Raw genomic sequence first — 14,577 nt, 5'->3', positions numbered from 1 at the left:
GGAGCGGCGGCGTAGCGAGCGAACCCGTAGCGAAGCGACGGGCCGGATGCGGGGGCAAGCGTTTTTGCTTACTTTTTTCGCGACTGAAAAAAGTGAGTCGCCCAGCAGGGCGAAACCTGAGCTAAATGCCAAGGAAAGCGCGGCGCTCACATACCGAAATCCGTGCCGACGCTCTTCGCGGTCAAGACCGCTCCCACATGGAGGCAGCGGCCCTTCACGGTCACGACCAGCCTCACAAGCCCTCACGAGTACAACCACCCCTTCAACGCCTGCAGATTCCCCACCTGCAGCTGCTGCGCCGCCGCATTGGCCTGCACGGTGTTCGGGTCGATGCCGAAGCGCTGCAGCACGTACTGCACCAGTGCGCCACGGGTCTCCACCGGCAGTTGACCGTCGAGCATGCCGTAGTCCACCTCGATGATTGCCTTCTGTGCCGGGCTCAGGCGCGCATCCGGCTCGATCAGCACCGTCACTGGCGTGTTCCAAGCCTCGTCCTGCTCGCGGGTGTGTTCGCTTTCGTCCATCAGGTCCGGCTCGCCACGGAAGCGGCTGAGCACGAAGTCGCGGTACGCGCGGTTCTTCTCGCAGTAGGCCCGCACATGCCAGCGCATGCCGGTGAAGACCAGCGTGTGCGGCGCCATCACGCGAATCTCCATCTCCGGGTTGGCCAGCGAGACGTACTCGCTCTCCAGGCGCAGCCCCTCGCGGCAAGCCTGCAGGATCGGGCGCAGCACCTCGGGGCGGATGCTGCGGTCCGGCACCTGCAGCACTTCCGTATGTGCATAGGCCAGCGCCAGGCCTTCGATGTGCGGAGCGCGCACGCGGTTCTGGTCGAGCAGGTGCAGGTAGGCGCTGGCGCTGCCGTCGATGAACAGTGGCTGGAAGGCCTTGCTCGGCTTGTAGCCTTTCAGGTGACGGTCATATGTCAGGTTTTTGGGCGCATGTTCGTTGAGGTAGGTGTTGATGTCCTTCGAGGCCTGCTGGCGGCTGATGCCGAAGCTCTGCATCAGGTGGCCCGTGGTCAGGCGGCCTTCCCACCAGGCGATGGTCTCGATCAGCCGGTAGCGCAGTGCCAGATCCCAGCGTATCTGACTGATCGATTGCTTCCTTTTCATCGCTGTTGCACCTGTACCAAAGGTTTACATGCCTATGTCGAGCAGGTCGACGTGTCGTGCAACGCTACATATATTCAGGGCATGTTTCAACACGGCGAGGTGACCGACATGAATCTGCTGATCGCTGCACTCACGTGGTCCGGCGTGGCCTTTGTCGCGATGGCGGTACTGGCCTGGCTGGCGTACGCCGACGGCGAGCGAAAAGGGTGAACGGGTTACCGTTTGGTGAAGGCTGAGCGCTTCCCGATGGACGGCTGGAATCTCCGACCCCCTGAACATGGTCTTTGTGTCAGGCTCACTGTAGAGATGCTCCATGAAGACTTTGTCCCGTCATCTGGCCGAAACCTTCACTTCGCAATACCGCACCCGTGTCGAACCAAAGGCGGACGGCCGTCTGGAGGTTCACGTCGGTTACCCGATCAATGGCACCCACGCCACGCGTATCGTCGCTGGGCACCAGGTACAGAACACGCTGTTGGTGGAGACCATTCTCGAAGACATGCGTAACGAACTGGCCCGCCCGCAGTAACCCCCGCTCAGCGCACCGAGGGCAGTGCGATACGCACGCGCAGCCCACCCAGCGGACTTTCCTCCAGGCTCCACGCTCCACGCCACGCCGTCAGGATGTCGCTGACGATTCCCAGCCCCAGGCCGTGCCCTTCCGCGCGTTCGTCCAGCCGCACGCCGCGGTTGATGACCTGCTCGCGCTGTGCCGCGGGAATTCCCGGCCCGTCGTCGTCCACCAGCAGCACGAAGCCGTCGCGCGTCTGCTCGATGGTCAGCTCGACGCGGCTGCGCGCCCATTTGCAGGCGTTGTCCAGCAGGTTGCCCAGCAGCTCGAGCATGTCTTCGCGATCACGCGGCACACGGCAGCCAGCCGGGGCATGCCAGCGCAACTCGAGATCGGCGCGGTGAATCATCGCCAGGGTGTCGAACAGCGCCGGCAGTTCGGCATCGCAATCGAAATGGGCACCGGGCAGCACATCCACCGACAGTCGTGCGCGACCCAGTTCGCGGCTCACGCGCTGCTGGATCTGCTCCAGCTGTTCCAGCAGGCTGGCCCGCAACTCGGGGTGGGCGGCCAGTTCTTCGCGTTGTACCAGGCTGCCGAGTACCGCCAGCGGCGTCTTCAGCGCATGACCGAGGTTGCCCAGTGCATGCCGTGAGCGTTGCAGGGTTTCCTCGGTATGGCTGAGCAGGTGGTTGATCTGCTCCACCAGCGGTTGCAGTTCCACCGGCGCCTGCTGGTCCAGCTGCTGGCGCTGGCCCTGCTGCAACTGGGCGATCTGCTGTCGGGCGCGCTCCAGCGGGCGCAGCGCCAGGCCCATGGCGTAGCGCTGCAACAGCAGCAGGGCGAGCAGGGCGAAGCCCACCAGCCCCAGGCCGCTCAGCCGCACGCGGGCGAAGCTGTCGAGAACCGGTGTGTAGTCCTGCGCCACGCTGATGATGATCGGTTGGCCGTCGCGGCGGTATTCCGCGCGGTAGCCCAGCAGGCGCTGCTCCTGCGGGCCATCCAGCAGCTCCTCGGTCAGGCCCGGGCGCTCCGGCCATTGCGGCGTAGCGTCCCACAGCGAGCGTGAACGCCAGGTGCGGCCGGGGAGCTCGATCTGGAAGTAGTGTCCGGAAAACGGTCGTTGATAGCGCGGGTTCAGGCGCTGCAGGTCCAGCTGGTCGCCGTTCGGCCCTTTGACCAGCGCTACCAACAGGCCCTCGGTCTCTTCGCGCAGATCGGTTTCCAGGCTGCGCCTGAGGCCGGATTCGAACAGCCAGAGGCTGGTCTGCACCAGCACCAGCGCCACCAGCAGCAGGGTGGCGATGAGGGCCAGGCCGAGGCTGCGCTGGATCGACTTCACGCCGCGCCGCCGAAGCGATAGCCCTGGCCGCGGCGCGTTTCGATCAGCTCGCGGCCGAGCTTGCCGCGCAGCCGGTTGACATGCACTTCGATGACGTTGGAATCGCGCTCGGTTTCGCCGTCGTACAGGTGTTCGGTGAGCTGGGTTTTCGACAGCAGCTGGCCCGGATGCAACATGAAGTAGCGCAGCAGGCGGAACTCGCCAGCGGTCAGCTCGATGTCCTGGCCGTCCTTGCGGCAGCACTGGCGCGACTCGTCCAGCTCCAGCCCTCCGGCCTGCAACATCGGCTGGTTGGCCAGACCGTGGGCACGGCGCAGCAGCGCCTGGATGCGCAACAGCAGCTCCTCGGGATGGAAGGGTTTGGTCAGGTAGTCGTCGGCGCCGGCCTTGAGACCATCGATGCGCTCGGCCCAGGAGCCGCGTGCGGTGAGGATCAGTACCGGTGTGGTGACGCCGGCGGCGCGCCAGGCGTGCAGCACCTCCAGCCCCGGCTTGCCGGGCAATCCGAGGTCGAGAATGATCAGGTCATAGGGCTCGGTCGCGCCCTGGTATTCGGCGTCGCGGCCATCGGTGAGCCAGTCGGTGGCGTAGCCCTGGCGGCTGAGACTGGCGACCAGTTCGTCAGCCAGCGGAACGTTGTCTTCGACCAATAGCAGACGCATCAGTCTTCCTCGTCCTTGATCAGGCGGCCATCGCGAGCATCGAACTCCAGCTCGCGGGCAACGCCCTGGGTGGTCAGCAATTCGATTTCATAGACGTAGAGGTCATCTTCCTCTTCCAGCTCCGCTTCTAGCAGACGCGCCCCGGGGTAGCGTTCCATTGCCCGCTGGATCAGCGTCTCCAGCGGCAGGATCAGCCCTTCGCGGCGCAGCCGCAGGGCCTCGTCCTGGTCCAGGTCGCGGCTCACCGCCGGGGTGGCGGCGAGCAGCAGAACCAGTGGCAGCATTACAAGAAGAGGGGCACGCATGGGTGGCCTTTAGTCGTCCTGTTGATCCTTCAGCACTTCGCCGGTCTTGGCGTCGAGCTCCAGATCCCATTGCACACCTTTGTCGTCGCGCAGTTCAAGCTGATAGACGTAGCGGCCGTACTCTTCTTCCAGTTCGGACTCCTCGATGGTGGCGCCGGGGTGCTTGGCCAGGGCCGCTTCGTTGAGTTTCTCGAACGACTGGATGGTGCCGGCGTCACGCAGGCGCAGGGCTTCATCCGGGCCGATGTCCTTGGCCAGCGCCAGGTTGGCACCAAGGGCGAGGGTGGCGGCGGTCAGCAGGGTAGTCAGTGTTTTCATGGTGTTGATTCCTGTGGTTGGTTTCGACGATTCACAGGTTACGAGGGCTGGCTTACACGAAACTGAATGTCGCCCGCCGGCTACGAATGCACCATTCGAGCGAGGGCGCCGAGCGCCCCGGCGACTACGCTTGCAGTGGTTCATCAGATGACGGGTAGCGCCATGAAACCTCTGTCGTTCGCGCTGTTGGCTGCGCTCTGGCTGAGCAGCGGCCACGCCTTGGCAGAAGACCTGCTCAAGCCCTCCACGGCTGCGCCAGCGGTGGACGATGTTCTGCCCGGTGACGGTCTGGAAGCCGCCACCACTCACCAGGCCCAGGGCGTGATCCGCGAGCTGGACCGACACCAGGGCAGCGTCACCATCGCCCACGAGGCGATACCGGAGCTGAAGTGGCCGGCGATGGTGATGCCGTTCAAGGCCAGCGCTGCTCAGCTGCAGGGGCTGGGTGTGGGCGATGCGGTAGAGTTTCGCTTCACCGACGGCGAGATGGACCCGCAGATCGTCAGCATCCGGCGACGTTAGCTCAGCGCCGCGTCTGCTCGTGGCAGCAGCCGGCGGCCGGCTCCGTTCGCCCGTCAGCGGCGACGCGATCATCGCTGTCGTAGCGGTCATGCAGACGGACCCAGTCGGTAAGGTCGTGTCGCGGACCGGTCTCGTTGCGGCCGTTCGGCGTCATGTCCAGCAGCACGTAGGTGCCGAGCAGCTCTTCCGCGCCGCGACCAAAGGCCGAAAAGGTGTGGAAGATCTCGCCCTGTGTGTCCCGGTAGAAGACGCTGAAACCCGACAGCTCCTCGCTGACGAAGGACTGCCAAGCGTAGTTGTAGAAAACCTTGCCCTCGACGATGTCCTCGTCATCGAAGGAGACGTGAAAGTCGCGGTTGAACGAACTGCCGGCCGACGACAGCCAGCGGAACTGCCAGCCCATACGACGGCGGAACGCCTCCAGCCGCTCGAATGGCGCGCGGGAGATGGCGGCGAAGCTGACGTCATGATGCAGCAGGTGCAGCAGCGCGCCGCCGATGTGATCGGCCTCGAAGGAGCAGCCCACGCAACCCTCGCTCCAGTCCGGGCCGAACATGCAGTGCTTGATCACCAGCTGGCTGCGGCCCTCGAACAGCTCGCTCAGGCGAACCGTGCCGCCAGCATCGTGAAAGCGGTAATCCTGGCCGATGCGCCGCCAGGGCAATTGCCGGCGCTTCTCGAAGAGTGCGTCGCGTTGGCGGGTGAGCTGCTTCTCCTCGCGCAGATGAGCGCTGTGGGCGGCGAGCCAGTCCTGGTTGGATACGACCTTGTGCGTTGTCATGGCAAAAACCTCCGTGCATGGATCGGTGGCAGGGCCCGCGTCGCGCAGCGATGCCCCTGTGAAGGAGTCGTCTGGCACCTGCCGGAATCGACAACGAGCCGGCGAATGCACACCGCGGCGGTTGAACTTAGCGGCCGCCGTTGGGCTCGTATTTCAGGCAGGGGCCAGCACCAAAGGCCCGATACGATCCCGTTCGCAGAAGGAAAAACGAGATGTACAACAAGACACTGACCGCCGCGTTCGCTGTTGCCATCCTGGGTTCCGGTGCCGCCTTCGCCGCCGACAAGCCCGGCGCCGACTGGATCACCCTCGAGCAGGCCGTGGAAAAGGCCAAGGCCGCCGGCTACACCGAGCTGCACGGCATCGAAGCCGATGGCGACGGCTGGGAAGGCGAGGGCATGAAGCAGGACGGCAAGAAGTACGAGTTCAAGATCGACGGCCGCACCGGCGAGGTGACCAAGGACAAGGAAGACTGATACGTATGCCGCGCGGCCGAAACGCCGCGCCGGGTTCATCGGCCGTCCGGGTCGTGGACTCGTCTCTCGTCTGCCGCGGCGCTTCCCGCAGGAGGCAGCCGCCGGCAGAGCGGGTATCATCGACGCTCCTGTCGTTGTGCACCCGATCCGATGCCCCCCTCCGATTCCCGTCCCAGCACCCTGCATCTGCCCCAAGGCGACTGGCCTACGGTGCTCGACTGCCTGTGCGAGCGCTTTCCGGCAATCGACCGCGCCACCTGGCTCGATCGCATGGCCCGCGGCCGGGTGCTGGATGCCGACATGCAGCCGATCGACGCGGCCCGGCCGTACCGGGTCGGCATGCGCGTGCATTATTTCCGCGAGGTACCCAACGAGACGCCGGTGCCGTTCGAAGAGCGCATCCTGCACGTCGACGAGCATCTGGTGGTGGCGGACAAGCCGCACTTTCTCTCGGTGATGCCGGCTGGCGAATACGTCAACGAAACCCTGCTGGCGCGGCTCAGCAAACGGCTGGGTAACGCCGATCTGGTGCCGATTCATCGTATCGATCGCCTCACCGCCGGGCTGGTGCTGTTCTCGGCCAACCGCGAGAGCCGCGACGCCTACCAGGCGTTGTTCCGCGAGCGGCGGATCGCCAAGCGCTACGAGGCGATCTGCCCGGCACTGCCCGGGCTCGAGTTTCCCCTGCGCCGGCAGCTGTGCATGGTGCCGGGCGAGCCGTTCTTCCTGATGCGCGAAGGCGACGGCGAGCCGAACAGCGAAACGCTGATCGAGGTGCTCGAGCGCCGCGACCACCTCTGGCGCTACGCCCTGACGCCGATCACCGGGCGCAAGCACCAGCTGCGTCTGCATATGGCGACCCTCGGCGCCGGCATCTGCAACGATCCCTTCTACCCGCAGCTGCTGCCGCGCGAGGAGCGCGACCAGGACGATTACAGCCGCCCGCTCAAGCTCCTGGCGCGCGGCTTGCGCTTCCGCGATCCGCTGAGTGGTGAACCGCGCGAGTTCGAGAGCAGGCTGCAGCTGGCCTGGTAGCGCGCTACGCACCTTCGCCGCACGGGCGAGTCTGATCGAGAAAGGCAGATCAGCTGGTGCATCCATGCCCGAAGGTCCATCCATCGTCATTCTCCGCGAGGAAGTCGCGGCGTTCGCCGGTCAACGTATCGAGCGCGCCGAAGGCAGTGCCAAGGTCGACAAGGCACGGCTGACCGGCCAGGTGGTGCGTGAATTCCGCAGCTGGGGCAAGCATCTGCTGATCGAGCTGGAGGATGTCTCCGTGCGCATCCACCTGCTGCTGTTCGGCAGCTATCGCATCAACGAGCGCAAGGACGCCGTCGCACGGCTGAGCCTGGGATTTGCCAACGGCGAGCTGAACTTCTACGCCTGCTCGGTGCAGTTGATCGAAGGGCCGCTGGATGCGACGTACGACTGGAGCATGGACCTGATGAGCGACGCCTGGAGTCCGCGCGGCACGCTCAAACGCCTGCGCGAACGCCCGCGGCTACTGGCCTGTGATGCGCTGCTGGACCAGACGCTGTTCGCCGGCTCCGGCAATATCATCAAGAACGAGGTGCTCTATCGCATCCGCCTGCACCCGCTGTCGCTGATCGGCGAACTGCCGCCAGCCAAGCTACGCGAGCTGGTGCGCGAGGCGCGCACCTACAGCTTCCAGTTTCTCGAGTGGAAGCGGGCCGGCGTGCTCAAGGCCAACTGGCTGGCGCACGGCAAGACCACCTGCGTGCGCTGCCGAATTCCGCTGATGAAGGCCAAAGAACTGGGGCGCAGCCGGCGCCGGGCGTTCTTCTGCGAGCGCTGCCAGAAGCGCTACGGCGATGCCACGCAGATCAGCCCCGACCCGCCGAGCGCGGTGGATGAAGGATAGGGCGGACAACGGCGCAGCCTTGTCGGCGCGGCAGTCGGGCTCCTATCGCCTCAATACAGCAACGGCCTGAGCGCCTCGGCCAGCTGTGGCGCCATGCTCACGGCGTTGCTTTCATGGGCGATGCAGTCGGTGCTCCAGACGTGCCCGACACCGGCGGCGCGGATCACCTGCAGCGCGTCGCCGGCGAACAGCGCGTGGGTCACGGCCACGTCCACCGAGGTGGCGCCAGCGGCCTGCAGTTTCTGCGCGGCCTCGGCAAGGGTGCGCCCGGAGCTGGCGACGTCATCGAGCAGTACCACATGGCGCCCGGCGAACTGCAGGTCCGGCAGGGCGATCTCCACTTGATGGTCGCCATGGCGCAGCTTGTTGCACACGCCATGCTCGAAACCATGCTCGGCGGCGGCCGCCTCGATCCATTGCAGCGCCTCGGCATCCGGGCCGATCAGCAGCGCCTCGGGATGCCGTTCGGCGATCAGTCGCGCCAGCGCCGGGGCCGCGCAAAGGGTGACCGCATCGGCCAGCGGCACCGCCTCCTGCAAGGTGGCGACGCGGTGCAGGTGCGGGTCGACGGTGATCAGTCCGTCGAACTGGCCGGCCAGCAGCTGACCGATCACCCGCTGGCTGACCACCTCGCCCGGGTTGAAGGCGATGTCCTGGCGCATGTAGGCCAGATAGGGCGTGACCAGGATCAGTCGCTTGGCGCCCAGGCGGCGCGCTTCGCCGGCCACCAGCAGCAGCTCGACCAGCTTTTCGTTGGGGTGGTCGAGGCCGCGGTAGAGCACCAATTGCTCGGCGATCGCTTCGCCTTCGGCCAGCGGCAGGCGCAGGCGCAGCTCGTCATCGGGAAAACGGTGGCGCTCGACTGAGGCGGCGGGCAGGCCGGAGGCTTCGGCCAGGCGCAGGGCGGCGGCGCGCTCGTCATCGAAATACAGCAGCTGGCTTTGCATCAGAACTCCACGAATACGGTTGGGACCTGCTCGGGGCTGCCGAGGTTGACGCCGCTGGCGCGTTCGGTGGCCTGGCGGGCGAAGGCGAGGTCGGCGGGAAAGTCCGCGTAAACGCGATACAGACAGTCGCCGGCCCGCACCGGTTCGCCGAGCTTGCGCAGGATGTCCACGCCGGCGCCCTGCACCTTGGGTGCGCCGGCCAGCCGGGCGATGCGTGCCAGCTGCAGGTTGTCGATGCCGGTGACCACCGCGTCGCAGTCGGCCAGTACATCGAAGCTGAGCCGTGCCAGCGGCGGATGGTTGTGATCGAACGGCTTGCCGCCCTGGGCGGCGATGATCGAGCGCATCTTCTTCAGCGCCCGCCCGGAGTCGAGGATGTCACGGGCGATGGCATAACCGTCGCCGCCGCGCACATCGGGATCGAACTCGAGCATGCGCCCGGCCAGGCGCAGGGCCTTCTGACGCAGGTCGATGGGCGCCGCCGGGTCGTTCTGCAGCACCTGCATCACGTCGCGTGCCTCCAGTACCGGGCCGATGCCATTGCCGATCGGCTGGCGACCGTCGGTGATGACCACGTCCAGGGTCAGGCCCAGGCGCGTGGCCACGAACTCGAACAGCTTGCGCAGGCGCTGCGCCTCGGCCATCGAGCGCACCTTGGCGGTCGGTCCGATTGGAATGTCCAGCAGCAGATGGGTGGAACCGGCGGCGATCTTCTTCGACAGGATGGAGGCGACCATCTGCCCCGGCGAGTCGATCGACAGCGGCCGCTCGACGGCGATCAGCACGTCATCGGCCGGGGAGAGGTCGCTGCTGCCGCCCCAGGCCAGGCAGCCGCGTTCCTCGCGGACCATTTCGCAGAGGCGCTCGAACGGCAGTTCGACGTTGGCCAGCACTTCCATGGTGTCGGCGGTGCCGGCCGGCGAGGTGATGGCCCGCGAGCTGGTCTTCGGGCAGAGCATGCCGTGGGCGGCGACGATGGGCACCACCAGCATCGAGGTGCGGTTGCCGGGGATGCCGCCGATGCAGTGCTTGTCCACCACCGGGTGCTCGCGCCAGTCGAGCCGGCGGCCGACGCGGATCATCGCGTCGGTGAGAAAGAACACCTCCTCGCGATCCAGCTCGCCCTGGTTGCAGGCGACCACGAAGGCGGTCAGCTCGATCTTCGAGTAACGGTGCTCGGCGATGTCGCGCATGATCGCCAGGAAGTCATCCCGGTTCAGGCGCTCACCGGCGATCTTGCGGTGCAGCGCCGGGATCGATGCGGCCGGCTCGGCCTGGGCGATCGCCGCGGGTACACCGGCTTCGGCGCCGAGCTGGGCGAAGGCATCTTCGGACAGGCCCAGCTCGTCGCAGCCGACGATGCTCGGGTCGTCCACCAGGTTGAGGCTGGCGAGGATGCGCCGGCCGTTGACGCGTATCTCCACCTTGGCCAGCGCCTGGAAGCCTTCGGCGCGGCAGGCGGCGCAGTCGCGGTGCAGATAGGCGACATTCTCGCGGTAGGTGTCGATGGCGACCCGGCGCAGCGCCAGGTGCACCGGGGCTTTGCCGTTGAGCGGCGTGTCGCTGGAAATGCTGGTCATGCGGGCGGTTTCGCTGGGGAGGTGATGGCTATCTAGCCTCAGCCCGCGGCCCCTTGCCAAGCAGGCGCGCCGGTTATGCCCGCTCGCGTTGCCGCAGGTCAGTAAACCCGATCATTGCGCCACCCAGCCGCCATCCATGTTCCATGCCGCGCCGCGCACCTGGTCGCCGGCCTCGCTGCAGAGAAACAGCGCCAGGGCGCCCAGCTGCGCCGGGGTGACGAAATCCAGCGAGGGTTGCTTCTCGGCCAGCAGATCGTGGCGGGCGCGTTGTTCATCGCCGTCCTGACGGGCGCGCTCGTCGATCTGCTGTTGCACCAGTGGGGTCAGCACCCAGCCGGGGCAGATGGCGTTGCAGGTGATCGGCGTGGTGGCGGTTTCCAGCGCCACCACCTTGGTCAGCCCGACCAGGCCGTGCTTGGCGGCGACGTAGGCGGACTTCTGCGCCGAACCGACCAGCCCGTGGGCCGAGGCGACGTTGATGATTCGTCCCCAGTTGCGCTCGCGCATGCCGGGCAGGGCCAGGCGTGTGGTGTGGAACGCCGAGGACAGGTTGATGGCGATGATGGCGTCCCAGCGCTCCACCGGGAACTGCTCCACCGGCGCGACATGCTGAATGCCGGCGTTGTTGACCAGAATGTCGACGCCGCCGTAGTCGCGCTCGGCATAGGCGAACAGCTCGGCGATCTGTGCCGGGTCGGACACGTCCGCGCCGTGGTGGCCGACCTTGTGGCCGTGCCGGCCGACTTCGGCCAGCGCTGCCGAGGCATCGCCGAAACCGTTGAGGATCAGGTCGGCGCCGGCTTCGGCCAGCTTCAGCGCGATGCCGAGGCCGATCCCGCTGGTGGAGCCGGTGACCAGGGCGGTCTTGCCTGTGAGGTTCATGCGATTCTCCCGTGTGGCGGCCGTCGTGCGCGGCGCCCTTTGCTTGTTGTTGTCGGAAGGCACAGCTGATCGCGCGGCGCTCGTCGTGCCGCCGGCCGGAAGCGCCCGGCCCGCAACAGCGGCGCACAACGCCCGGCGAGCCGGGCGCGCCCCATCAGACGATGCCGGTAGCGTAGTACACGCCGATCACGAAGAAGGCCGCGGCGGTGGCGATCAGGGTGATGGCGAAGATGTCCTTGTAGGATTCGCGGTGGGTCAGTCCGGTGACTGCCAGCAACGTGATCACCGCGCCGTTGTGCGGCAGGGTGTCGAGCCCGCCGGAGGCCATCGAGGCAACCCGGTGCAGCACTTCCAGCGGTATCTGCGCGGCGTTGGCGGCGGCGACGAAATTGTCGGCCATCGCGGCCAGGGCGATGCTCATGCCGCCGGAGGCCGAGCCGGTGATGCCGGCCAGCAGGTTGACGGTGATGGCCTCGTTGATCAGCGGATTGGGAATTGCCGACAGCGCGTCGGCCACCACGATGAAGCCCGGCAGCGAGGCGATCACCGCGCCGAAGCCGAACTCCGACGCGGTGTTCATCGCCGCCAGCAGCGAGCCGCCGACCGCCGTGCGGCTGCCCTCGGCGAGCTTGCCGCGCAGGGTGCCGAAGCTGGTCGCCAGTACCAGGGCGATGCCCAGCAGCAGCGCGGCCTCCACCGCCCAGATCGCGGTGAGCTTGCCGACCTCGGTGACCAGCGGTGCGCTCATGCCGGGCAGCTGCAGCGTGTGGCTGGTGCCGTAGAACTCGGGAATCCAGCGGGTGAACAGGAGGTTGGCGACCAGCACCAGCAGCAGCGGCGACAGTGCCAGCCAGGGGTTGGGCAGGGCGATGTCGGCGGGCGTCTCCGGCTCGTTGCGCAGGTTGGTGCCGTAGCCTTCGCCGGCGGCAATGGCCTTGCCGAGCTGCCACTTGAGATAGAGCATGCCCAGGCCGAACACGAAGACCGTGCCGATCAGGCCCAGCCAGGGTGCGGCCCAGGTGTTGGTATTGAAGAAGGTGGTGGGGATGATGTTCTGGATCTGCGGCGTGCCGGGAATGGCCGTCATGGTGAAGGTGAACGCGCCGAGGGCGATGGTCGCCGGGATCAGGCGCTTGGGCATGTTGCTCTGGCGGAACATCTCGGCAGCGAACGGGTACACCGCGAACACCACGACGAACAGCGACACGCCGCCGTAGGTCAGCAGCGCGCAGACCAGCACGATCACCAGCATTGCCTGGCTGGTGCCGAGCAGGCGGATCGCCGCGGCGACGATGGAGCGCGAAAAACCCGACATCTCGATCAGCTTGCCGAACACCGCACCGAGCAGGAACACCGGGAAGTACAGCTTGATGAAGCCGACCATCTTCTCCATGAAGATGCCGGTGAAGGCCGGCGCCACGGCGGACGGGTCGGTGAGCAGCACCGCGCCCATGGCGGCGATGGGAGCGAACAGAATGACGCTGTAGCCGCGGTAGGCGGCGAGCATCAGCAGGGCCAATGCAGCAAGGGCGATGACGACGCTCATCGGGGACGATCTCCTGGCCCCGTGCGGCACGACCGAACGCTGCCGAGGGCATTCGGGGACTCGCTGCTGCACGGCAGGCGCATTGTTTTTCTTGTTTCGGCTGCGGACAGGCCGCACGGTGATTTAGCGAGTTCCGTGCCAGATACGCAACTCGCTGATTTGCATGGTCTTTATCTTGAGTGTCCAGATCGTTGGACGGTGATTATGTCTTGCCTGCTGGACAGCGCGGTCCAGCATTCCGGACAGCGTCGCCGTCCGGAATACTCCGGCCTCAAGTCAGGAAATAGAGCCCGCCGGCGATCACCACACCGGAGAACACCAGGCAGAGCAGGCAATAGCCCATGATGTCTCGGGCACCGAGCCCGGCGATGCCCAGCAGCGGCAGGGCCCAGAACGGCTGGATCATATTGGTCCAGGCATCGCCCCAGGCGATCGCCATGGCCGTGACTTCCGGCGCCACGCCCAGCGCCGCGCCGGCCGGCAGCATGATCGGCCCCTGCACCGCCCACTGGCCGCCGCCGGAGGGCACGAAGACGTTGACCAGCCCGGCGCTGAGAAAGGCCAGCACCGGGAAGCTCTCGGTCGACGACCAGGCGATGAAGGTGTCGGTGACCTGCCGGCCGAGGGACAGGCCAGCGGCGTTGGCGCCGACCATCATCCCCATGATCCCGGCGTAGAAGGGGAACTGCACGACGATGCCGGCGATGCCGCGAATGCTCTCCTCGATGGCGCGCATGTAGCGCTCCGGCGTGCCGTGCATCAGCAGGCCGGCGAAGAGGAAGATCGAGATCACGATGTTCAGGCTCAGCGCCAAACCGTTCTCGCTGAAGTGCCGGTAGAAGAACAGCACCGCCAGCGCGACCATGATCAGGCCGAGAATGCGGCTGTCGTCCAGGCGCTGGGTGGCGGTTTCCCGCGGGATGTCGCTCGGCTGGGGTTCCTCCAGCAGCGCCGGGTCGACCACCTTCGGGGTCTTCGGCTGCATGGCCCAGTTCAGCAGCGGCAGGCCGACCACCAGCACGGCGATGATGATCAGGTTGTAGGACGCGAACAGCGTCTGGCCGACGCCGATGGCTTCGGTCAGCGCGCCGCCGGTCATCTTCTCCAGATCGGCCCCGCCGCTGGCCAGCGACAGCGGGATCGAGCCGGAAAAGCCGCCGTGCCAGATCAGGAATCCGGAGTAGGCCGAGGCCACCAGCAGCGGGTAGTCGACGCCGCGCACCTGGCGCGCCAGCGCGCGGGCGAACACGGCGCCGATCACCAGGCCGAAGCCCCAGTTGATCCAGGAACCGGCCAGCGCCACCAGCGTGACCAGGATGATGGCCTGGCCCGGCGACTGCGGGATGCGGGCCATGCGGTCGAGCAGGCGATTGATTGCCGGCGCGCGTGCCAGGGCATGGCCGGTGACCAGGATCAGCGACATCTGCATGGTGAAGGCCAGCAGGTTCCAGAAGCCGTTGCCCCAGTGCTGCGCCATCGCCGGCAGGCCCTGACCGGTGCTGAGCATGGCGGCGATCAGCACGATCAGCGTGAGCAGGATGGCGAAGACGAAAGGCGAGGGGAGGAAGCGTTGCACCAGGTAGACGCTGGCGGCGGTTATTCTGTTGAGCACGGTGGGGTTCTCCCTTGTTGTCGTTATGTCGCCGCGCAGGTGCGGCGCTTCGCTTATGAGTGCGGCGGCGGCCGGCTGTTCCCGCTGCGCTCTGCT

At 66.6% G+C, this 14,577-nt stretch carries 16 protein-coding genes; 5 read left to right on the top strand and 11 right to left on the bottom strand.

Annotation, left to right across the window (positions count from 1 at the left end):
• Positions 1 to 242 precede the first annotated feature (242 nt).
• Positions 243 to 1,115 (bottom strand): helix-turn-helix transcriptional regulator, encoded by an 873-nt coding sequence (locus P5703_RS17960; RefSeq protein ID WP_125886482.1) that lies wholly within the window; start codon positions 1,113 to 1,115, stop codon positions 243 to 245.
• A gap of 313 nt (positions 1,116 to 1,428) precedes the next feature.
• Between P5703_RS17960 and P5703_RS17955 the strand changes: the two genes are divergently transcribed.
• Positions 1,429 to 1,644: a hypothetical protein gene (locus tag P5703_RS17955; RefSeq protein ID WP_014595808.1), complete on the top strand. Its 216-nt coding sequence runs from the start codon at positions 1,429 to 1,431 to the stop codon at positions 1,642 to 1,644.
• A 7-nt stretch (positions 1,645 to 1,651) separates the two neighbouring features.
• Here P5703_RS17955 and P5703_RS17950 read toward each other — a convergent pair whose 3' ends face one another.
• Genes P5703_RS17950 through P5703_RS17935 form a run of 4 tightly spaced genes read right to left on the bottom strand, consistent with a single transcriptional unit; the run spans position 1,652 to position 4,253 of the window.
• Positions 1,652 to 2,968 (bottom strand): sensor histidine kinase, encoded by a 1,317-nt coding sequence (locus P5703_RS17950; RefSeq protein ID WP_279641326.1) that lies wholly within the window; start codon positions 2,966 to 2,968, stop codon positions 1,652 to 1,654.
• The gene (locus P5703_RS17945; RefSeq protein ID WP_011912041.1) at positions 2,965 to 3,630 is read right to left on the bottom strand and encodes a response regulator transcription factor; all 666 of its coding nucleotides are present in this window, start codon (positions 3,628 to 3,630) and stop codon (positions 2,965 to 2,967) included. Before P5703_RS17945 ends, P5703_RS17950 begins: the two co-directional genes overlap by 4 nt.
• A complete protein-coding gene (locus P5703_RS17940; protein WP_043942109.1) occupies positions 3,630 to 3,935 on the bottom strand; it encodes a PepSY domain-containing protein in 306 nt (101 codons plus the stop codon). The genes P5703_RS17945 and P5703_RS17940 overlap by 1 nt, the downstream gene beginning before the upstream one ends.
• 9 nt (positions 3,936 to 3,944) lie before the next feature.
• Entirely contained in the window at positions 3,945 to 4,253 is a 309-nt protein-coding gene (locus P5703_RS17935; protein WP_014595811.1) for a PepSY domain-containing protein, read from the bottom strand.
• Between the two features lie 162 nt (positions 4,254 to 4,415).
• Here P5703_RS17935 and P5703_RS17930 point away from each other — a divergent pair, with 162 nt between their 5' ends.
• A complete protein-coding gene (locus P5703_RS17930) occupies positions 4,416 to 4,775 on the top strand; it encodes a copper-binding protein (protein ID WP_014595812.1) in 360 nt (119 codons plus the stop codon).
• A gap of 1 nt (position 4,776) precedes the next feature.
• On the opposite strand, the gene P5703_RS17925 is transcribed toward P5703_RS17930, so the two are convergent.
• Complete coding sequence (locus tag P5703_RS17925; protein WP_111481727.1) at positions 4,777 to 5,556, bottom strand: DUF899 domain-containing protein; 780 nt, start codon at positions 5,554 to 5,556, stop codon at positions 4,777 to 4,779.
• Positions 5,557 to 5,768: 212 nt separating this feature from the next.
• Between P5703_RS17925 and P5703_RS17920 the strand changes: the two genes are divergently transcribed.
• The 3 genes from P5703_RS17920 (at position 5,769) to P5703_RS17910 (ending at position 7,914) form a co-directional block, all read left to right on the top strand.
• Positions 5,769 to 6,032 carry a PepSY domain-containing protein gene (locus P5703_RS17920; protein WP_014595814.1) on the top strand — a complete coding sequence of 88 codons (264 nt, stop codon included), beginning with the start codon at positions 5,769 to 5,771 and terminating at the stop codon, positions 6,030 to 6,032.
• Between the two features lie 150 nt (positions 6,033 to 6,182).
• Positions 6,183 to 7,067, top strand: a complete 885-nt coding sequence (locus P5703_RS17915; RefSeq protein ID WP_026006528.1) for an RluA family pseudouridine synthase — start codon at positions 6,183 to 6,185, stop codon at positions 7,065 to 7,067.
• A 64-nt stretch (positions 7,068 to 7,131) separates the two neighbouring features.
• Complete coding sequence (locus P5703_RS17910) at positions 7,132 to 7,914, top strand: DNA-formamidopyrimidine glycosylase family protein (protein ID WP_279641324.1); 783 nt, start codon at positions 7,132 to 7,134, stop codon at positions 7,912 to 7,914.
• 50 nt (positions 7,915 to 7,964) lie between these two features.
• Here the strand turns inward: P5703_RS17910 and P5703_RS17905 are convergent, their stop codons facing one another.
• The 5 genes from P5703_RS17905 to P5703_RS17885 all read right to left on the bottom strand — a co-directional run bounded on the left by P5703_RS17905 (position 7,965) and on the right by P5703_RS17885 (position 14,481).
• Positions 7,965 to 8,861, bottom strand: coding sequence for a ribose-phosphate pyrophosphokinase (locus tag P5703_RS17905; RefSeq protein ID WP_279641323.1), 897 nt, complete (start codon positions 8,859 to 8,861; stop codon positions 7,965 to 7,967).
• Positions 8,861 to 10,441, bottom strand: a complete 1,581-nt coding sequence (locus tag P5703_RS17900) for a thymidine phosphorylase family protein (protein WP_279641322.1) — start codon at positions 10,439 to 10,441, stop codon at positions 8,861 to 8,863. Before P5703_RS17900 ends, P5703_RS17905 begins: the two co-directional genes overlap by 1 nt.
• A gap of 111 nt (positions 10,442 to 10,552) precedes the next feature.
• Positions 10,553 to 11,323: a 3-hydroxybutyrate dehydrogenase gene (locus P5703_RS17895; protein ID WP_279641321.1), complete on the bottom strand. Its 771-nt coding sequence runs from the start codon at positions 11,321 to 11,323 to the stop codon at positions 10,553 to 10,555.
• 154 nt (positions 11,324 to 11,477) lie between these two features.
• Complete coding sequence (locus P5703_RS17890) at positions 11,478 to 12,869, bottom strand: GntP family permease (protein ID WP_014595820.1); 1,392 nt, start codon at positions 12,867 to 12,869, stop codon at positions 11,478 to 11,480.
• Between the two features lie 271 nt (positions 12,870 to 13,140).
• Positions 13,141 to 14,481 (bottom strand): short-chain fatty acid transporter, encoded by a 1,341-nt coding sequence (locus P5703_RS17885; RefSeq protein WP_285588586.1) that lies wholly within the window; start codon positions 14,479 to 14,481, stop codon positions 13,141 to 13,143.
• Between the last annotated feature and the right edge of the window lie 96 nt (positions 14,482 to 14,577).

The sequence above is a fragment of the Stutzerimonas sp. FeSN7 genome, from assembly GCF_030263795.1.
Lineage (GTDB): Bacteria > Pseudomonadota > Gammaproteobacteria > Pseudomonadales > Pseudomonadaceae > Stutzerimonas > Stutzerimonas stutzeri.
The sequence above is the reverse complement of the archived record's forward strand: the minus strand, read 5'-3'. Positions and strand labels throughout refer to the sequence as shown.